The 18790-nt window shown below is 74.6% G+C and carries 15 protein-coding genes and 2 pseudogenes; 5 read left to right on the top strand and 12 right to left on the bottom strand.

Annotated elements, in window-relative coordinates; translation table 11 throughout:
* Window positions 1–17 precede the first annotated feature (17 nt).
* Together KPL57_RS53470 and KPL57_RS53475 are read right to left on the bottom strand one after the other, a co-directional pair.
* The gene (locus tag KPL57_RS53470) at window positions 18–1595 is read right to left on the bottom strand and encodes an AMP-binding protein (RefSeq protein WP_226358057.1); all 1578 of its coding nucleotides are present in this window, start codon (window positions 1593–1595) and stop codon (window positions 18–20) included.
* A gap of 44 nt (window positions 1596–1639) precedes the next feature.
* The gene (locus KPL57_RS53475) at window positions 1640–2629 is read right to left on the bottom strand and encodes a solute carrier family 23 protein (protein WP_226358058.1); all 990 of its coding nucleotides are present in this window, start codon (window positions 2627–2629) and stop codon (window positions 1640–1642) included.
* Between KPL57_RS53475 and KPL57_RS53480 the strand changes: the two are divergent.
* Window positions 2574–3483 (top strand): annotated as a pseudogene (locus KPL57_RS53480) (IS5 family transposase); the annotation flags it as partial. The gene KPL57_RS53475 and the pseudogene KPL57_RS53480 sit on opposite strands and share 56 nt — an antisense overlap.
* Here KPL57_RS53480 and KPL57_RS53485 read toward each other — a convergent pair.
* Both KPL57_RS53485 and KPL57_RS53490 read right to left on the bottom strand, forming a co-directional pair.
* Window positions 3456–4049: a solute carrier family 23 protein gene (locus tag KPL57_RS53485; protein ID WP_226358059.1), complete on the bottom strand. Its 594-nt coding sequence runs from the start codon at window positions 4047–4049 to the stop codon at window positions 3456–3458. The pseudogene KPL57_RS53480 and the gene KPL57_RS53485 overlap by 28 nt on opposite strands.
* On the bottom strand, window positions 4046–5164 hold the full coding sequence (locus KPL57_RS53490; protein WP_226358060.1) for an aryl-sulfate sulfotransferase: 1119 nt from the start codon (window positions 5162–5164) through the stop codon (window positions 4046–4048). Before KPL57_RS53490 ends, KPL57_RS53485 begins: the two co-directional genes overlap by 4 nt.
* 91 nt (window positions 5165–5255) lie before the next feature.
* Here KPL57_RS53490 and KPL57_RS53495 point away from each other — a divergent pair, with 91 nt between their 5' ends.
* Window positions 5256–5834 carry a helix-turn-helix domain-containing protein gene (locus KPL57_RS53495; RefSeq protein ID WP_226358061.1) on the top strand — a complete coding sequence of 193 codons (579 nt, stop codon included), beginning with the start codon at window positions 5256–5258 and terminating at the stop codon, window positions 5832–5834.
* 3 nt (window positions 5835–5837) lie between these two features.
* On the opposite strand, the gene KPL57_RS53500 is transcribed toward KPL57_RS53495, so the two are convergent.
* The 4 genes from KPL57_RS53500 to KPL57_RS53515 are packed head-to-tail and all read right to left on the bottom strand — an operon-like array spanning window position 5838 to window position 11285.
* Entirely contained in the window at window positions 5838–6320 is a 483-nt protein-coding gene (locus KPL57_RS53500; protein WP_020625459.1) for a YbjN domain-containing protein, read from the bottom strand.
* Window positions 6317–7591, bottom strand: coding sequence for a D-inositol-3-phosphate glycosyltransferase (gene mshA, locus KPL57_RS53505; protein ID WP_226358062.1), 1275 nt, complete (start codon window positions 7589–7591; stop codon window positions 6317–6319). Before mshA ends, KPL57_RS53500 begins: the two co-directional genes overlap by 4 nt.
* The gene (locus KPL57_RS53510) at window positions 7588–10554 is read right to left on the bottom strand and encodes a sacsin N-terminal ATP-binding-like domain-containing protein (RefSeq protein ID WP_374203918.1); all 2967 of its coding nucleotides are present in this window, start codon (window positions 10552–10554) and stop codon (window positions 7588–7590) included. The genes mshA and KPL57_RS53510 overlap by 4 nt, the downstream gene beginning before the upstream one ends.
* Window positions 10452–11285 (bottom strand): DUF3027 domain-containing protein, encoded by an 834-nt coding sequence (locus KPL57_RS53515; protein ID WP_308253133.1) that lies wholly within the window; start codon window positions 11283–11285, stop codon window positions 10452–10454. Before KPL57_RS53515 ends, KPL57_RS53510 begins: the two co-directional genes overlap by 103 nt.
* Window positions 11286–11324: 39 nt before the next feature.
* Between KPL57_RS53515 and KPL57_RS53520 the strand changes: the two genes are divergently transcribed.
* From KPL57_RS53520 to KPL57_RS53530, 3 genes are all read left to right on the top strand, one after another.
* Window positions 11325–12149, top strand: coding sequence for a glutaminyl-peptide cyclotransferase (locus KPL57_RS53520; protein WP_226358064.1), 825 nt, complete (start codon window positions 11325–11327; stop codon window positions 12147–12149).
* Between the two features lie 76 nt (window positions 12150–12225).
* On the top strand, window positions 12226–13755 hold the full coding sequence (locus tag KPL57_RS53525; RefSeq protein ID WP_226358065.1) for an MFS transporter: 1530 nt from the start codon (window positions 12226–12228) through the stop codon (window positions 13753–13755).
* A gap of 43 nt (window positions 13756–13798) precedes the next feature.
* A complete protein-coding gene (locus KPL57_RS53530; RefSeq protein WP_060710416.1) occupies window positions 13799–14308 on the top strand; it encodes a DUF2771 family protein in 510 nt (169 codons plus the stop codon).
* Between the two features lie 103 nt (window positions 14309–14411).
* Here KPL57_RS53530 and KPL57_RS53535 read toward each other — a convergent pair whose 3' ends face one another.
* From KPL57_RS53535 to KPL57_RS53550, 4 genes and pseudogenes are all read right to left on the bottom strand, one after another.
* Window positions 14412–15335, bottom strand: coding sequence for an MsnO8 family LLM class oxidoreductase (locus tag KPL57_RS53535; protein ID WP_264199731.1), 924 nt, complete (start codon window positions 15333–15335; stop codon window positions 14412–14414).
* Window positions 15336–15423: 88 nt separating this feature from the next.
* Window positions 15424–15810: a cold-shock protein gene (locus tag KPL57_RS53540; protein ID WP_226358067.1), complete on the bottom strand. Its 387-nt coding sequence runs from the start codon at window positions 15808–15810 to the stop codon at window positions 15424–15426.
* A gap of 105 nt (window positions 15811–15915) precedes the next feature.
* Window positions 15916–17576, bottom strand: a pseudogene (locus KPL57_RS53545) (AMP-binding protein).
* Window positions 17577–17619: 43 nt separating this feature from the next.
* Window positions 17620–18609 (bottom strand): phospholipase D-like domain-containing protein, encoded by a 990-nt coding sequence (locus KPL57_RS53550; RefSeq protein WP_308253141.1) that lies wholly within the window; start codon window positions 18607–18609, stop codon window positions 17620–17622.
* Between the last annotated feature and the right edge of the window lie 181 nt (window positions 18610–18790).

The following is an 18790-nucleotide window of genomic DNA, read 5'->3' on the forward strand; positions in this document are numbered from 1 at the left end:
CCGGCAGTCCAGAAGGGTCAGGCCTGCTCGGTCTCCCGAGCCCGCAGGTCCTTCCGCAGGATCTTCCCCGCGGCCGACTTCGGGATCTGGTCGATGAACTCGACCACGCGCACCTTCTTGTGCGGCGCGACCCTCTCCGCGACGAAGGTCATGACCTCGTCCTCGGTCAGGTCCCCACCCGAGGACTGCTTCACCACGAACGCCTTCGGGACCTCCTCGCCGTCGGCGTCCTTGACCCCGATGACCGCGGTGTCGGCGATCTTGTCGTGGGTCAGCAGCAGCGCCTCCAGCTCGGCGGGCGGCACCTGGTAGCCCTTGTACTTGATGAGCTCCTTGACCCGGTCGACGATCGAGTAGACGCCCTCGTCGTCGACGACGGCGATGTCGCCGGTGTGCAGGTAGCCGTCGGCGTCCTTGGTGGCGTCGGTCGCGGAGTCGTTGTTGAGGTACCCGACCATCACGTTCGGGCCCTTCACCCACAGCTCGCCGCGCTCGCCGACACCGACCTCCTTGCCGGACTCCGGGTCGACCAGCTTGCACTCGATGTTCGGCAGCGCGAAACCGGACGAGTTCAGGTCGAGGTCGCCGCGGTCGTCGGGCATGCAGTGGCTGACCGGGGACAGCTCGGTCATGCCGTAGCCCTGCAGCACGGTGCAGTTCAGCCGCTTGGCGACGGCGCGGCCGAGCTCGCCGTCCAGCGGGGCGGCACCGGAGAAGATCGTCTTCACGCAGGACAGGTCGAACTTCTCGACGATCGGGTGCTTGGCCAGCGCGACGGCGACCGGCGGGGCGATGTAGAGCCGGTCGACCTGCAGGTCCTGGGTGATGGTCAGGAACTGCTCGAGGTCGAACTTCGGCATGGTGACGACGGTGGCGCGCGCGTGCAGCCCCTGGTTCATCATCACGGTCATGCCGTAGATGTGGAAGAACGGCAGGAACGCCATGATCTTGGTCTCGCTGGTCACGTTGCCCATGACCTGGATCTGGAGCAGGTTCGCCACCAGGTTGCGGTGGGTCAGCACCACGCCCTTGGCCAGACCGGTGGTGCCGGACGAGTAGGGCAGCACGGCGGTGTCGGTCGCGGAGGTCGTCAGCTCGGGCGCCGGGGCGCCGGAGCTCACGAGGTCGCGCAGCGAGTCGTGGCCCTCGGTGGCGTCGATGGTGAGGACGACGTCCTCGGACAGCCCGGCCTCCTTCGCCCCCACCACGGCGCGGTCGAGGAACGGCGAGACGGTGATGACCATCTTCGCGCCCGAGTCCTTGAGCTGGTGGGCCAGCTCGCCGCCGGTGTACATCGAGTTCGCGCTGGTCACGATCCCGTTGGCACGCAGGATGCCGTGGAACAGTGCCGCCCACTGCGGCAGGTTGGGCGCGAACAGCGCGACGACGTCGCCCTTCCCGATGCCGCGGGCGGCGAGCCCACCGGCGATCTTCTCGACCAGACCGTGGAACTCGGTGTAGGTCAGCTGGTCGCCGGTGGTGCCGTCGACGATCGCCGGCGCATCCGCCCGGTCGCCGAAGCCGTCGGCGAACAAGAACTCGGTGAGCGAGACGTCGGGGATCTCGACGTCCGGGTACGGGCTGCGCAACGACAAGGGTCGCTCCTTCGCGAGGTCCTACGGAACAGAGGCGACGCCGATCATCGCCCATGAGGGGCGGCCGTGCCAGGACGGCACCGCGGGACCGGCCGGGGAGGTCCGGTCCCGCGGAACGGGCCGGGACCGCTGCCGGACCGGAAGGCCGGTGGCGAGGTGCCGTGCGGGGCCCCGTCGGGCCGGGTGACCCCGCCGCTCACCCTTCCGGTCGTGGCTCCGTCCGTGGCTCCGCCTGCGCCTCCGGCCGCGTCTCCGGCTGTGGCTCCGTGCGACGCAGCAGTTGGTGGGCCAGGGCCCCGACCAGCGCGGCCATCGTCACGCCGCTGCCCAGGACGAGCCGCAGTGTGACCGGGAGCGCCTGGTAGACCGTCGGCATCAGGACCGGCCGCCAGGGCGAGCGTCGCCGTCATCAGCGCCCGGTCGTCGCCGAGCCCGCTCCGGGCGACCATGCCGACGCCGAGCGCGGCGACCATCGCGAAGACCACCACACCCGCGGCGCCGACCACCGCGCTCGGCACGGCCGCGACCCAGCGGGCGACCGGGGCACACACCGACAGCACCACGAGCAGCACGGCCGTGCCGACGGTGACGTACCGGCTGCGCACCCGCGACAGCCGGACGATGCCGATGTTCTCGCCGCTGGTGACCATCAGCGGTCCCCCGAGGAGCCCGGCGAGCACCGAGGTGACCCCGTCGCCCCGCACGGTCCGGGTGACGTCGTGCCGACCCACCGGCCGGTCCACCGCCTCGGCGGTGAGCATCGTCTGCCCGGCCGCCTCGGCCATCGCGCCGATCGAGAACAACAGCAGCGGCACCATCGCGGGCAGCAGGAGCTCGGGCGCGCCGAACGGGAAGGGCTCGGGCAGCGCCAGCAGCGGACCGGGCGCCGGCGGGGTGATCCGCCCCGCGACCGCGGCCACCACGGCCCCGGCGACGATGCCGAGCAGGACCGCGAGCCGGCTCAGAGCGTGTTTGGAAATGGTGGGTGTGTCGGGATGGTCGACACGGCTGGGGTGCTCCATCGTGGTCGGCATGCAGGAACGACCGCGCCGGTACCCCTCGGACACCAGTGATGCCCAGTGGGTGGTGATCGAGCCGTTGTTACCGCCGCTCGCGCGGCGGGGGCGGCCTGTTGCTCATGCTCGTCGGGACGTGCTGGACGCGATCTTGTATGTCGTGCGGACCGGGTGTGCCTGGCGGGCGTTGCCGGTGGACTTCCCGCCCTGGCAGACCGTCTACTGGTACTTCAACCAGTGGGAACAGCAGAAGGTCACCGAGAAGATCCTCCCGGTCGTGCGGGGGCAGTTACGTATCGCCGAGGGCCGTGATCCGGAGCCGAGTGCGGGGATCATCGATTCCCAGTCGGTCAAGGGCGCCGACACCGTCGGCCAGGACTCCCGCGGCTACGACGCCGGGAAGAAGACAGGCGGACGGAAACGGTTCATCGTGACCGACACCCTCGGTCTGCTGCTGACCACGATGGTGTGCTCGGCCTCGGTACAGGACCGCGACGGCGCCAAGCCGATCCTGCTCAACCTCTACCTGCGCACCAGGGTGCGGTTCGTCTACGCCGACGCCGGCTTCGCCGGGCGACTGCTCGACTGGGCCGCCACGATCCTGCAGACAACGATCGAGATCATCCGCAAGCCACCCGAGCAGCGCGGATTCACCGTCCTCCCACGAAGGTGGGTGGTCGAACGGACCCTGGCCTGGCTCACCGCACACCGACGCCTGGCCCGAGACTACGAACGCCACCCCACCACATCCGAAGCCATGATCCGCTGGGCCGCGATCAACACCATCACCCGCCGCATCGCCCGTGGATACCCCGCCACCCGCCAGCAGAAACACACGACACCCTCAACCCACTAGAATTTCCAAACACGCTCTCAGGCCACCGGGCAGGACCCGATGGGCGACGACCATCGTGCCCACCGTGACCGCGACCAGCGCGAGCGCCCACGGCGACGGTCCCGCCGGGGTGTCCGACACGAGCCCAGCGTTGATCTTCACCAGGTTGACGCCGACGACGATGATCATCGTCCCGAGCACCACCGGCGGGAAGAACCGCATGAGCCGGGTGAACACCGGCGCCAGCACGACGACGGCCAGCCCGGTGACCACGACCGCGCCACTCGCCGCGGCCGGTCCCGCTTCCCGCGCGATCTGCGCGAACAGGGCCACCGCCGCCCCACCGGGCAGCATCACGAAGGGCAGCCGGGCCCCGATCCCGAACGGACCGATGGACTGCAGTGCCGTGCCGATCCCCGACACCAGCAGCAGCGCGGCGAGCAGGCGGGCCCCGGCGGCGGCGTCGAGCTCCAGCGCGGCGGACAGCAGGAAGGCCGACGAGACCGGCCCGGCCACCATCACCAGCAGGTGCTGCACGGACAGCGGCGCCAGCACCCGCAGCGGCACCCGCTGCCCGGTCGGGTCGACCGTCGGCGCGCTCACCGGTCCAGCCAGGGCAGCTCGTCGGGGGCGTACCGGTAGGCCCGGAACAACGCGTTCGACGGCCCGGGGAAGTTCCGCCGGACCCGTTCGTCGGCGTAGGTGCCGATCTCGGGCAGCACGTACTCCCAGCAGACCCTGCCCTCCCCGGTCACCTCGAACAGCCTGCCGAACCCGGACTCGGTGATCAGGGTGTTGCCGCCCGGCAGCCGCTGGACGGCTCCCATGAACGGGGTGAAGAACGCCTCGGGCTGCGGGTCCCGCCAGCTCCACACGACCTCGTGCAGGTCGGGGTCCAGCTCGACCACCCTGCTGAAGGGGACGCTCTCCCCCGGCCGGAACACGCCGTTGTCGAAGACCAGGATGTTGCCGTCCGGGAGCTCCTGGGCGTGGTGCTGCTGGGACACCGTGCCGGGCGCCGACCGGCGCAGGACCTTCCCGCTGGCCCGGTCGATCACGATCACCGCGGAGACCGACCGCAGGCTGGCGAGCACGGTGCCGTCGGCCATCGGCACGACGCTGTTGACCAGGGGCCAGTGCTCGCGCGGGTAGTGCGCCCCGAGCGGGTACTCGTCGGGGTCGAGGTGCTCGGCGGCGTGCCAGCGCCACGTCTCGGTCCCGTCGGCGTCGACCTCGGTGATCACGTCGGCGTACACCGCGCCCGCGTGCTCGGTGCCGGGGACGCCCCCGCGGACCGCCTCCGAGGCGGCCGGCCCGAGCTCCTCCAGCACCGTGTAGAGCACGCGGCCGTCGCCGAGGTGGTGCGCGTCGTGGTGGGCGAGCGGGTCGCGGTGCTCGCGCACGACGGTGCCGTCGGGGGCGAGCTCGGCCATCACCCCGCCGCGGTACTTCTCCCAGAACGGGAAGAGCTCCGGGCCGTCGGGATGCACACCGTTGTACGCCAGGTTCCCGTTCGGGAGGATCCGCGCGTGTCTGCCCGCCCGCCACGGTGGCCGCCACTCGTGAACGACGGTGCCCGCCATGTCCACCAGCCGCACCAGGCCGGTCTCCGCGCCACCCGCCGCCAGCGGCGTGTACAGGGTGTACCCGGGGAACGCGTGCTCCGGATCGTGCCCGATCAGTCCGGTGCGCCGCCGTGCCAGCGTCCACTGGTCCATGAGAACCTCCCACAGGGATCAAACTTTTGACATCAAAAGTTTGAGCCAGTCCGGGCCGGGAGACCAGGCCCGTGTGTGAAAGGTGTGTGACATGTCAGGGCCTCAGGTGGGCGCCGTCGTCCGCGCGCTGCGCCGGGAGCGCCGCGCCACCCTCGCCGACGTGGCCGCGGCCAGCGGCCTGTCCGTCCCCTTCCTGTCCCAGGTGGAGAACGGCAGGGCCGCGCCCAGCATGCGGTCGCTGCAGGCACTGGCCGCGGCCCTGGACACCACCGCCGTCGCGCTGCTCTCGGCCGCGGAGGAGGCGGGCCGGGTCGACGTCGTCGCACCGGAGGACAACGCCATCGCCGACGGGGCGGGCCGGGTCCGCACCCTCGTCCGCGGGGATCGGCACCTGCACGCGCTGGAGTTCACCGGCAGCACGGGCCGCGCCGGGGACTCCTTCCGCCACCCGCACGACGAGCTGCTCTACGTCGTGCGCGGGACCGCGCGGGTCTGGGCCGGCGACGAGGAGTTCGAGCTCGCCGCGGGCGCCGCGTTGTACTGCTCCGCCGGTGTGGACCACCGCTGGACCGCCCTGACCGATGACACCACCGTGCTGCTCGTGGGCATCAACGATCGGGCCAGGGTGTCGCTGCCGGCCGGCCCGCCGCGGGCGGCGGACCGCCCGTGAGGGTCAGTCGTCGAACAGGTGCTCGAACGCCGTGAGGTTCGCCGTGGACTCGCCGTGTTCGGTACGCCAGGCGTACTCGCGGCGGATGGAGGAGGCGAAGCCCAGCTCCAGGAAGGTGTTGAAGTCGCCGTCGGCGGCCTCCAGCACCGATCCGAGGACGCGGTCGAGCTCGTCCGCGGTGACGGCGTGCCGCGCCAGCCGCCCGACGAGGTGGATGTCCCCGACCCGGTCCAGGCAGTAGTGCACGCCGTAGAGCTTGGCGTTGCGCAGCAGCATGAACCGGTAGACGCCCTCGTGGTTCTCGTCGGGCCTGCGGCACACGAACGCCTGCACCGCGAGGGTCTGTTCGCGCAGGATCAGCCAGGTCTGGGTCTGGAGCCTGGCCTCGCCGGGGAGGGTGACCAGCCACTGCCCGGGTCCACGGTGGACGTACTCGGCCCCGGAGTCGGCGAGCGCGGCCCCGATCCGCTGCTCCAGCTCGCTCATGCGTCCCCCCGTCGCCGCGCCGCGAACTCGGTGCGGGCCTCGTCGTAGGCGCCCAGCAGGGCGTCGGTCGTCCGGTCCCAGGAGAAGCGGTGCGCGTGCGTCGCCGCGGTCCGCCCCATCTGCTCGCGACGGCCCGGGTCGAGCGCGAACTCGCCCAGCGCGTCGGCCCAGTCGGAGATGTCGTGCCCGGTGACGAGCAGCCCGGACCGGCCCTCGGCGACGGCGACCGGCAGCCCGCCCACCCGGGTGGCCACCACCGGCGTCCCGCAGGCCTGGGCCTCCAGCGCGACCAGCCCGAACGACTCGTTGTGGCTCGGGACGGCGACGACGTCGGCCGCCCGGTAGACCGTCACCAGCTCGTCGCCGGCCCGCGGCGGCAGGAACCGGACCAGATCGGTGATCCCCAGCTCGGCGGCCAGCTCGTGCAGCGAGGTCGGCTCGGCCAGCCCCGACCCCGACGGCCCGCCCGCGACGAGCACGACGAGGCGTTCACGCAGCCCCGGTACCCGCGCGACCAGCTCGGCGGCGGCGCGCAGCAGCACGTCGGGGGCCTTCAGGCGCTGGATGCGCCCGACGAACGCCAGCACCACGGCCTCGGCCGGGAGCCCCAGCTCGGCGCGGGCCGCGGCCCGGTCGCCGGGCCGGAAGCGGTCGGTGTCCACCCCCGGCGGGATGGTGACGGTGCGGTGGGGGTCGGCGTCGTAGAGGTCGAGCAGCTGCTTGGACTCGATCTCGGTGTTCGCCACCAGCCGGTCCGCCTCCGCGACGACCTGGTCCTCGCCGATCACCCGGACCCGCGGCTCGGGGGTGTCCCCGGCGGCGAGCGCGGCGTTCTTGACCTTGGCCAGGGTGTGCGCGGAGTGCACCAGCGGCACCCCCCAGCGGTCCCGGGCCAGCCACCCGACCTGGCCGGACAGCCAGTAGTGGGAGTGCACGACGTCGTACCAGCCCGGGTCGTGCCGGGCCTCGGCCCGCAGCACCCCGGCGGTGAAGGCGCACAGCTGGCTCGGCAGGTCGTCCTTGCCGAGCCCCTCGAAGGGGCCCGCGGCGACGAACCGGACCGTCGCGCCCGGCTCCAGCTCGACCGTCGACGGCTGCTCCGACGACGTGGCGCGGGTGAAGATCTCCGCCTCGACGCCGCGGCGGGCCATCCGGATCGCCGTCTGTGCGACGTAGACGTTCATCCCGCCGGCGTCGCCGGTGCCGGGCTGCTCGGTCGGGGAGGTGTGCACCGACAGCACCGCGACACGTCGGGGCAGTCGTTCACTCACCCGAGCATCCTGACACGGCGCCGGAGCGCCAGCGCAGCCACCAGCGCCCGCAGCGGGTCGGCGGCGTGCCAGTCGTCGCCGCGGCCGGGCCACGCCGGGACGGTCACCGTCCCGCCGTCGTCGAGGTCGACGACCAGCTCCTCGTGCCGGTGCAGCCGCCCCGGGGGCGCGGGTTCCCCCAGCGCGGCCAGTACCGCGGCGACCTCGGGGTCGGCCGTCCACGGGCCGAGGGTGCCGGTGCCGCGGGCCGTCCCGGCGACCCGGTCCGAGGCCAGCGGCGCGTCGAGCAGCTCCGCGAGCGCGGCCGGATCGGGCCCGCCGGGGACCGCGGGCACCGCGTCCAGCGCGGGCAGCACCCACGGCGCGTCGAGGACGACGGCGCGATCGGTCGGCGCGACCTGCCCGGTCGCCGTGCGGACCCGGTCCGGCGGGTCGACGTCGTCGAGGTCCACCCGCCCGTCGGCGACGGCCGCGGCGAGCGCGGCGTAGGCGGCCGCGGCGACCTCCCCGCTCACCGTGCGGGCCGGGTCGGCCAGCCGGTCGAGCAGTTCGACGACCTCGTCCGGCCCGTCGACGACGACCCGGTCCCGGACCCCGACCGCGGCGAGCACCGCGTCGTCGACGCCGGGCAGGGCCGCGACCTCGTCGTAGAGCCCGGCCAGACCGGTCGCCGAGCGCAGCCGCCACGTGCTGGGCAGCCGGCCGTCGAGGCGGACGTGGCGCGACAGCCACCAGGCGGTGTAGCCGGTGAGCAGCGCCGCCCGGGTGTCGCGGTCGGCGGCGAGCAGGGCCAGCGCCGCGGGCCAGCGGTCGTCGGCGACGAGGTCGAGGTCGCGCACGGCGGGCGGGGTGTCACCGTCGTCGGGGTAGTGCTCGGCGTCGTGCAGCACGTCGGGGTCGAACGGGACGACCGTGAACCGGTCCAGCACGCCCGCGGCGACCAGGGCGTCGCGGGACACGTCGGCCCACTCCGGCCCCAGCACGCCGACCGGGGCGTCCGGGTCGAGCAGGTCCCGGACGGCGGCGTCGAGCAGGACGAGCTCGTCGGCGCGGGCGGGGCGGCCGTCGTCGTCGGTGAGCGCCAGGGACCCGAACCGCGGGTCCGGCGCGGCGGCGGGGGTGTCGAGCAGGGCGAGGACGGCACGGGCCGCCGCGGTGGTGTCCAGGCCGGCCTCGGCGTCGTCGACGGACCGCTCGACGGCCGCGTGCAGGGCGGGGGCGTCGAGCAGGGTGTCGCGGTCGGCGTCGGCGGCACCGAGACGGCGCAGCAGCGGATGGACGGCGTCGGGGTGGGCGATCCGCAGCTCGGGGAGCGCCGTCACGGCGGCCGGGGCGTCGCCGTCGGGGAGCAGCACCGAGGCGGGCCCGGGCACCAGACGACCGTCGACGAGTGGGACGGGCAGCGCGCCCAGCTCGGCCGCCAGCCCCGGGACGGTGTCGACGGCCGGGGCGAGGGCCGCGTACAGCTCCCGCCACCAGCCGGGAGCCGCCTCGACGCCGGTCAGCCGCTCGGCCAGCGCGGCCGCGCCGACCCGGTCCACGCCGAGCGCGGTGGGCGGGACGAACCCGGACGCGACGAGCCGGGAGAACGCCGGGTCGCACGCGGCGAGCAGCTCGGGCAGCCCGTCGGCGGGTACGTCGAGCCACTCCGCCCGATTCGGCGCGAGCAGTCCCGCGTCGTCCTCCGTGCCGTCCTCTGCGTCCTCCGCCGCCGCCGCCGGTGCGGTGCCGGTGGGGGATGCGGCGGCGGGGAGCCACGGGGTGTGGGTGAGGGTGGCGAGGAGGGCGTCGCGGAGTCGGCCGTCGAGCGGCGAGCGCGGGAAGCCCGGCTCCGGCACCAGCCCGGCGCGGTCGGCGGGGTCGACCCGCCGGACGAGGTCGGCGTAGGCGGCCGCCGCGGCGTCCACCAGCACGTCGACGGCCGGGTCGTCGGCACGGATCCGGCGGCGGTCCGGGTCGAGCGGGAACGGCGCGATCAGCCGGGCGGGCAGCGACAGCTGCTCGGCGCTGCGGGTGGGTGCGTGCAGGACCTCGCCGTCGTCGGGTCCGTACGGGGCGGGCCGGTCGCCGCGCAATCGCAGCGCCCAGCGGACGCCCGCGTCCCCGGTCACCAGCAGGTACCCGGTGTCCCCGACCCGCACCCGGCCGTCGCCGAGGTCGGTGCGGGCGACGGTCACCGGGCCCGCGGTCACCGACTCCAGCCCCGGGAGCGCCAGCAGCAGGTCACCGGCGGTACGGGCGAGCTCGTCGAGCAGGTCGTGCGGGTCGATGCCGGGTACCGGACGCAGCCGGACCTCGGTGGCGAACCCGGGCGGCGGCGGCTCCTCCTCCGGCGCGGGCCAGGCCAGCCGCAGCACCGGCACCCGGGCGTCGCGGGCCAGCTCGGCGGCCGCCTCGCCGCCCAGTGCGGCCACCTCGACCGCGGTCCGGGCGGCGGAGAACGCGACGCCGCACGCGGCGGTCACCAGGCGCGGCGCGGTGCAGACGGCGAGGGCCGCGGCGAACCCGACGCCGAAGCGGCCGGTGGCGCCTGCGGTGTCCCGCTTGGCCGAGGCCCGCAGCGCGGCGAGCGCGGCGACCCCGGCGCCGTCGAGCGGGGCCCCGGTGTTGGCGACGCGCAGCTCACCGTCCACCACGACCGCCCGGACCCGGCCGGGCAGGTCCGCGGCGAGCGCGGCGTCGGCGGCGTTCTGGAGCAGCTCGGCGACCCAGGTGTCGGCGTAGCCACCGCGGCGCAGGTCGTCCTCGGCGTTGACGTCCTCCCGGAACCGGGTCGGCGACGACGACCAGGCCGTCAGGACCCCGTCCCGCAGCGCCGCCGTGCCGAACGGGTCGGTGCCGTCCGCGACGCCGGTGGGGCTCAGGACCCGACCGGCTCGAGGTCGACGCCGTCGTCGTAGACCAGCGCCGAGACGTGGACCGGGGAGCCGGACGGCTCGGTGACCGAGGAGTGCGCGCCACAGCCGAACTCGACTGCGACGACCTGGGCGTCGGCCGGGGAGGAGCCGTTCGCGCAGACCCCGAACACCCCGTGCAGCGACCCGGCGAGCGGCACCAGGAACCCGCAGGTCCCGCAGGACGCCGGCGCGGACCGGGCGAGGTCGGCGGCCGGGCCGCGCTCCCCGTCCTGCCAGCGTTCGGCGGCGGCGATGCGGCCCTCGTAGGACAGCACCCGTTCGCGGCCGAGCCCGACCTCGCGGGCGAGCGCGTCGACGGCCGGGTCCCCGGAGTCGACGTAGCCCGGCACCAGGCGCGGGTCGTCGGCCGGGGTGGGCAGCAGGTCGCCGGGCTTGAGGTCGCCGGGACGCACGCGCTGGTCCCACGGCACCCAGTCGGGGGCGACGAGCGCGGTCGAGCCGGGCAGCAGCACCGACTCCGAGACCGTCACCGGGCCGTCGTCGGCCGCGGCGGCGACGGTGACCGCCCAGCGCCAGCCGCGGTAGCCGGGCAGGTGCGCGGCGAAGGAGTGGGTGACCGAGCCGTCGTCCTCGACGGTCGTGCCCAGGTGCGCGCCGACGGCGGCCACGGCCGCGTCGGCTCCCAGCTCGTCGGCTGCCTCCTCGACGGCCGCGGCCCGCGCCTCGTCCACCGCGTCGAACAGGTGCGACGGCGCGGGAGTCACCCTGGGCTGCGGCGTCTCCGCCCGCTCGTCACCGCAGTCGCCGACCTCGACACCCACCTCACCAGTGCTCACCTCACCAGTGTGCCACCCGCGCCCGGGCATCCTGGGCGGGTGCCCGCCCGAGCGCTGCTCCCCCGCCCGTCCGCGACGGGCCTGCTCCCCCTCCTGCCGGCCCTCGTGCTGGCCCTGGTGGCCTGCGGTGCCGCCGCCCCGGCGCCCGGACTGCCCGCCCCGGGCCCGGTACCGGTGGTCCGGCCGCAGGTCCTGGCCGAGATCCCGCACGACCCGCAGGCGTTCACCCAGGGCCTGGAGCTGCGCGACGGCACGCTCTACGAGGGGACCGGCCGGGTGGGGCGCTCACAGCTGCGCGCGCTGGACCCGGCGACGGGTGCGGTGCGGGCGGCCAGCCCGCTGCCGCCGGCCTACTTCGGGGAGGGCATCACCGTCGTCGGGGACCGGATCTGGCAGCTGACCTGGCAGGACGGGGTGGCGGTCGAGTGGGACCGCGCGACGCTGCGGCCGCTGCGCGAGGTGCCCGTCGACGGCGAGGGCTGGGGGCTGTGCCTGCTCGGCGACCGGGTGGTGCGCTCGGACGGCAGTGACCGCCTGTTCTTCCACGATCCGGCCGACCTGGCGGCGACCGGCTCGGTGGCCGTCACGCTGGACGGCGTCCCGGTGACCCGGCTCAACGAGCTGGAGTGCGTCGAGGACCGGGTGTGGGCCAACGTCTGGCAGACCGACGACATCGTGCGGATCGACCCGGCGACCGGGGTCGTCGACGCCGTCGTCGACGCGACCGGGCTGCTGCCGGCCGGGCAGCGGGCCGGTTCCGACGTGCTCAACGGCATCGCCCACGTCGACGGCGACGAGTACCTGCTCACCGGCAAGCTGTGGCCGACGACGTTCCGGGTGCGGCTCCCGGTGCCCCCGGCCTGACGCACGCTGCGCCGGCCGGGTGACACCACCCGCCGGGATCGCCGGAACCGTCGGTACCCGCCTGCACAATGACCGGGTGGCACCGATCCCGTTCCGCAGCCGCCGCCGGGCGGCCGCGTCGAGACGTGGCCGGGACCCGCGCACCACCCCGGTCAGGGCTCCGGCCACGACCCCGATCGCCTCGGACCCGGCGCTGCGCCGCGGGCGCCCCGCCGGTGCCGCCACCGACGAGCTGCCCCGCCCCGGCCCGGCCTCCGTCCCCCGCAGGCCGACGGTCACCCGGGTCGCCGTGCACCGCACCCGCGAGCTGGGCGGGCGCGCGGTCGCACTGTTCCGGCGCGCCGCGACCGCCGACGGCGCCGACCGGTCCGGGCTGACGGCGCTCACCTACGCCACGATGCTGACCTACGCACTCGACGCGGCGGTCGCCGTCGCGCTGGCGAACACGCTGTTCTTCGCGGCGGCGACGGCGGAGTCCACCGCGAACGTCGCGCTCTACCTGGCGATCACCGTCGCACCGTTCGCGCTGGTGGCGCCGGTGATCGGTCCCGCGCTGGACCGGTTGCAGCGGGGCAGGCGAATCGCGATGGCGGTGTCCTGCGCCGGGCGCGCGGTGCTCGCGGTGGTGCTGGTGTTCCACCTCGACGACTGGCTGCTCTACCCGGCCGCGCTGGGGATCATGGTGCTGTCCAAGTCGTTCCTGGTGCTCAAGGCGGCCGTGACCCCGCGGGTGCTGCCCTCGACGATCACCCTGGCGACGACGAACTCCCGGCTCACCACGTTCGGGATGGCCGCGGGCGGGGTCGCCGGGGCCGTCGCCGGCGGGGCTGCGCTGGTCGCGGGTGGGGCCGGGCCGCTGTGGTGGACGGCGCTGCTCGGGGTCGCCGGCGCGGTGCTCTGCCTGCGGATCCCCCGGTGGGTCGAATCGACCGCGGGCGAGGTGACCGCCGCGGTGCCCGCCGCCCGCCCGGGCTCGCGCCGCTCCCGCGTCCCCGCCACCCGGGCAGTGCTCGTCGCGCTGTGGGGCACGAGCACGGTGCGGGTGCTGACCGGGTTCCTCACGCTGTTCGTCGCCTTCGTGGTGAAGGCCGGGGCCGAACGGTCACCCGACGGCGACCCCGCCGGCCAGCTGGTGGTGATCGGGATGGTCGGTGCGGCCGCCGGCGTCGGGCTGTTCGTCGGCAACGCGGTGGGCGCGCGCAGCCGCTTCTCCCGGGTCGAGCCGGTGGTGCTGGCCGCGGCCGCGGCGGCGGTGCTGGCCGCGGCGGCGGTGGCGCTGCTGCCGGGCGTGCCGACGGCGGTGGTCGCGGCGCTGGTCGCGTCCACGGCGAGCGCGCTGGCGAAGGTCTGCCTCGACGCGGTGGTGCAGCGCGACCTGCCCGAGCACGCGCGGGCGTCGGCGTTCGGGCGGTCGGAGACCGTGCTGCAGCTGGCCTGGGTGCTGGGCGGCGCGATCGGGGTGCTCGCCCCGCACGACACGTTCCGCACCGGGTTCGTGATCGTGACCGGGGTGGTGGCGGTGTTCGCGCTGCAGGCCGCCCTGGTGCGCCGCGGCACCTCGCTGGTGCCGGGGCTGGGGCCGCGCCCGGCCGCCGTCGCCCGCTGAGGGCCGGCCCGCCCGCCGGGCCCCGGTCCGTACGCTGGTCGGCGTGATCACCCGCCCCCGACCGCGCCCCCGCCGGTCCGCCGGTGTGCTGGCCGGGACCCTGGCCGCGGCCGCCCTCGTCCTCGCCGGGTGCGGTGGCGCGGCCCCGACGGTGACGTTCGACGTCGGCGGCACCGCGCTGGTCGCCGCACCCACCCAGTTCTGCGACACCAGCCTGCAGAACTGCCAGGACGCCCCGAACGCCCGGGTGACCGCGCCGGTCCCGCCCGGGACGGAGGTCCGCATCACGGTGCCCGAGGAGGTCTCCTCCGCGCCCTGGCAGGTCGCCTACGCGTTCACCCGCGGTACCGACCCGACCCCGGTCCAGCAGCGCAGCGCGATCGCCGCGCCGGGCACCCGCACCGACTTCACGCTGTCCCTGCCCGAGCCGGGCGACCGGCTCGTCACCGCGCAGGTGCAGGTGTTCGGGGCGCCGCCGTCGATCGACCCGGAGAGCACCGACATCCAGTTCCCGGTCCGCGCGACGTGGGTCCTGGTCGGCGAGCAGGGCTGAGCGGGCACGGACCCCGGTCCCAGCGGCACGGACCCCGGTCCCAGCGGCACCGTCCCCGGTCCCAGCGGCACCGCCCCGGGTCCGAGCCGTAGCGAGCCGGGTCTCAGCGGCCCGCGCCGAGCAGCCGGGCCAACGCGGCGTCGGAGTCGGCCTGCGCGTCGCGGTCGTGGGTCGAGGAGAACACCAGCAGCTCGTCGGCGCCGGTGCGGGTCACGAGGTCGTCGAGGCGCTCGGCGACCGTGTCCTCGTCGCCGACGACGGAGCGGGCCAGCGCCCGGTCCACGGTCTCCCGCTGGCGCCGGGTGGTCACCCGCCTCGGGTCCGGCGGTTCCAGCGGCGGGAACTCGCCGGTGGTGCAGGCCGCGGCGTGCGCCCACGCCTCGGACAGCGCCAGCTGCGGGTCCCCGACGAGCACGTCGACGGACACCACGAGGTGCGCCGCGTCCCCGGCCCGCTCGCGGTAGTCCGCCAGCGTCGCCGGGTCGTCGAGCACCGGGCCGCCGACGACGACGGGCAGCCCCAGGTCACCGGCCAGGGCCAGGCCCGCCCCGGTCGCGAGCAGGAACAGCGGCACGGCGTGCTCCAGCCGCGGCCGGGCGGTGACCGGGCCGCTGCCGTCGAGGTAGGCGCGCAGCTCGTCGAGGGCGGCGCGGAACGCGGCGTCGTCCGCGGCCCCGGCACGCAGGGCACGGCGCACCGGCTCGGTGAACCCGGGCGAGCGCCCGATCCCCAGGTCGATCCGCCCGGGGTGCAGCGCCTCCAGCAACGCGACCTGCTCCGCGACGACGAGCGGCTGGTGGTTGGGCAGCATGATCCCGCCCGAGCCGACCCGGATCCGCGACGTCGCCGCGCCCACCGCGGCCATCAGGACCGGCGGGCTGCCCGACGCGATCCCGGGCACGGCGTGGTGCTCGGCCACCCAGAACCGGTGGTAGCCGAGCTGCTCGGCGCGCACCGCGCGCGACACCGTCCCGCGGACCGCGGCGGCGTCGGGCTCCCCGGCCCGCGTCCGCGAGCGGTCCAACATCGACAGGCGCACACCCGCCCCAACGCCGCCCGCCCCGGCGACCATTCCGCCCCGCCCCGCCCCGCTGCGGCCCGGCGGGGCGGGTGGGTCAGCCGTCCAGGTCGCGGGCCACGGCCCGCACGGCCTCGGCGGCCAGCTTGCAGGTCTTGCGGTCGGGGTAGCGCCCGTGCCGCAGCGCCGGCTGGATCTTGTTCTCCAGCAGCCCCATCATGTCCTCGATGAGGCCGTGCAGCTCCTCGGCCGGGCGGCGGGTGTTCTCCACCGCGGACGCCTGCTTCTCGACGATGCGCACGGACAGCGCCTGCGGACCGCGGCGGCCCTCGGCCATCCCGAACTCGACCCGCTGGCCGGACTTGAGCGCCTCCACGCCGGACAGCAGCGCCGCCTTGCGCACGTAGACGTCCTCACCGCCGTCCTGGGAGAGGAACCCGAAGCCCTTCTCCGCGTCGTACCACTTCACCCTGCCGGTGGGCACCGTCGTCCTCGATTCCTGCTTGCTGTGTTGCTGCGTGCACGACAAACGCGCCCGGGCTCCCCGGACGCGCCGTCACCGATGGTACGCCTGGGAACCCGTCCGGGGTCAGGCGTTTCGGACGTTCGCCGCACCCTCCAGGTCCAGCAGCCCGACCGACTTCTCGCGCATCTCGACCTTGCGGACCTTGCCGGTGACCGTCATCGGGAACTCGTCGACGACGAGCACGTAGCGCGGGATCTTGTAGTGCGCCAGCTTCCCGGTGGCGAACTCGCGCAGCGTGTCGGCGGTCATGGTCGCCGCGCCCTCGCGCAGCACCACCCAGGCGCAGAGCTCCTCGCCGTAGCGCTCGTCGGGGACCCCGATGACCTGGGCGTCGACGACGTCGGGGGGGTGTAGAGGAACTCCTCGATCTCGCGCGGGTACACGTTCTCCCCGCCGCGGATGACCATGTCCTTGATCCGGCCGGTGATGTTGAGGTAGCCCTCGTCGTCCATCACGGCGAGGTCGCCGGTGTGCATCCAGCGGGCGCGGTCGATGACCTCGGCGGTCTTCTCCGGCTGCTCCCAGTAGCCCAGCATCACCGAGTAGCCGCGGGTGCACAGCTCGCCGGGCTCGCCACGGGGCAGCGTCCGGCCCGTCTCCGGGTCGACGACCTTGACCTCCAGGTGCGGGTGCACCCGCCCGACCGTGGACACCCGCCGTTCGAGGGTGTCGTCGGCGCGGGTCTGGGTCGACACCGGGCTGGTCTCGGTCATGCCGTAGGCGATGGTCACCTCGGTCATGCCCATCCGGTCGACGACCTGCTTCATCACCTCGACCGGGCACGGCGAGCCGGCCATGATCCCGGTGCGCAGGGTGGACAGGTCGTAGGAACCGAAGTCCGGGTCGTTGAGCTCGGCGATGAACATCGTCGGCACCCCGTAGAGCGAAGTGCAGCGCTCCTGCTGCACGGCGTGCAGGGTCGCCTTCGGGTCGAAGCCCTGCGCCGGGACGACCATCGTCGCGCCGCTGGTGGAGCAGGCGAGGTTGCCCATGACCATGCCGAAGCAGTGGTAGAAGGGCACCGGGATGCAGACCCGGTCGGCCTCGGTGTAGCCGCAGGTCCGGCCGACGTAGTAGCCGTTGTTGAGGATGTTGTGGTGCGACAGCGTCGCGCCCTTCGGGAACCCGGTCGTCCCGGACGTGTACTGGATGTTGATCGGGTCGTCGGCCGTCAGCGACGCCTGGACCTGCGCCAGCTCGTCGCGGCGGGAGGCGTCGCCCGCGGCCAGCGCGTCCCACTCGGGCGATCCGGTGATCACGACCTGCTCCAGGTCGGGGCAGTTCGGCCGGACCTCGGCGATCATCTTCTCGTAGTCGGAGGTCTTGAACGACGACGCCGACACCAACGTCGAGATCCCGGCCTGCTTGAGCACGAACTCCAGCTCGTGGGTCCGGTAGGACGGGTTGATGTTGACCAGGACGACGTCGATCTTGGCCGTCGCGAACTGGGTCAGCGTCCACTCCGCGGTGTTCGGCGACCAGATCCCGAGCCGGTCCCCCACGGTGAGCCCGGTCGCGAGCAGCCCGGTGGCCAGGTCGTCGACGGCGGCCCGCAGCTCGCGGTAGGTCCAGCGGCGCCCGGTCTGCACCTCGACGAGCGCGTCGTTGTCCGGGACCCGGGCGGCCGTGCGGTCGAGGTTGTCCCCGATGGTGTCGCCGAGCAGCGGGGTGTCCGAGATCCCGGACGCATAGGACGGGACGGCGGGGGTTCCGGCGGGGATCACGACGTCGTACTCCTCGGGTGGCTCAGTGCTGGTCGTCACATCCTCACCCCGGACGACGCGGTTGCCAACACCCGTCGGCAGCACGCGACATCACGACGAGGACAGGCGGCGCCTCCCGGACTGCGCGACCTTCGCCGCCCCGCGCCGTGCCCCGTGGGCCGCGCGGCGCAGCGGCCGCGGGGAGGGCTCGGGCCAGGGCCCGACCGGCACCAGCACCCGTTCGGCCGGGGCGAACCCGGCGGGGTAGCCGGGCACCCGCCAGGTCCCGGCCGGCGCGTCCGGCGGCAGCCACTCCGGCCGCCACATGCCCAGGGCGAGGTCCAGGTCGGCCAGCCGGGGGGGCGAGCTCGTCGGTCAGCTCGGTGCGCAGGTGCTCGGCCCACAGCCGTACCCGCAGGTCACGCACCTGGTCGCCGGAGGTGACGAACGCCGTCGACAGCTCGGTGTCGGTGCCGCGCATCGAGCGGGAGAAGAAGTTGGCCGACCCGATGGAGGCGAAGACGTCGTCGACCAGCGCCAGCTTGGTGTGGACGGTGAGGTCCTCGATCCGGTGCATGATCACGTTGCCGCGGTCGCCCGGGGCGAGCTGGTCGATCACGCCACGCTGGACGTCGCCGGTGACGCGGCGACGGAACTTGTTCACCCCGGCGTCGACCGGGTCCTTGCGTCCCGAGCAGACGAGCACGACCTTCACCCCGCGGGCGGCGGCGTCGCGCAGCAACCCGTAGAGCCGGAACGCCCGCCGCCCGCCCGGGACCTCGAAGAAGTACTGGTCCTCCAGGTAGACGTAGCGCCGGGCGCCGCGGATCGCCGCGGACAGCGTGTGGAAGACCTCCTGCACGCCGTGCCGCGGGAGCACCGTCCAGTGCCGCCGGTAGAGCATCCCGAAGTGGTCGATCTTCCACGGCCGCAGCGAGCGCAGGACCTGCACCGCGGTGCCCGGGGAGGGGTACGGCGGGGCCGGCGGCGACGGCGGCAGGTCGGCGACGAACGGCTCGGGGTTCATCGGCTCCCAGTCGGTGGGGCCGACCATGAACCGGCGCGGCGGGAGCGTGGCGGCCTCGGTCCACCGGCCGCGGTAGACCTCCCACACCCGGGCGGCACCGGGCCCGCGCAGCGCGGCGGCACCGTCGTGCCAGCCCCAGCGCTCCTCGCCGATGGACAGCCGGTCGTGCGGCTCGGCGTCGAACCGGTTGGCGGACAGGTCCAGCCCG

The sequence above is a fragment of the Pseudonocardia sp. ICBG601 genome, from assembly GCF_020496245.1.

Coding starts and splice junctions, on each gene's coding strand:
- KPL57_RS53550 (WP_308253141.1), bottom strand. CDS start 18,609: ATGGTCGGCCCCACCGACTGGGAGCCGATGAACCCCGAGCCGTTCGTC.
- KPL57_RS53475 (WP_226358058.1), bottom strand. CDS start 2,629: ATGCCGACCACGATGGAGCACCCCAGCCGTGTCGACCATCCCGACACA.
- KPL57_RS53500 (WP_020625459.1), bottom strand. CDS start 6,320: ATGAGCGAGCTGGAGCAGCGGATCGGGGCCGCGCTCGCCGACTCCGGG.
- KPL57_RS53490 (WP_226358060.1), bottom strand. CDS start 5,164: ATGGACCAGTGGACGCTGGCACGGCGGCGCACCGGACTGATCGGGCAC.
- KPL57_RS53495 (WP_226358061.1), top strand. CDS start 5,256: ATGTCAGGGCCTCAGGTGGGCGCCGTCGTCCGCGCGCTGCGCCGGGAG.
- KPL57_RS53535 (WP_264199731.1), bottom strand. CDS start 15,335: ATGTTGGACCGCTCGCGGACGCGGGCCGGGGAGCCCGACGCCGCCGCG.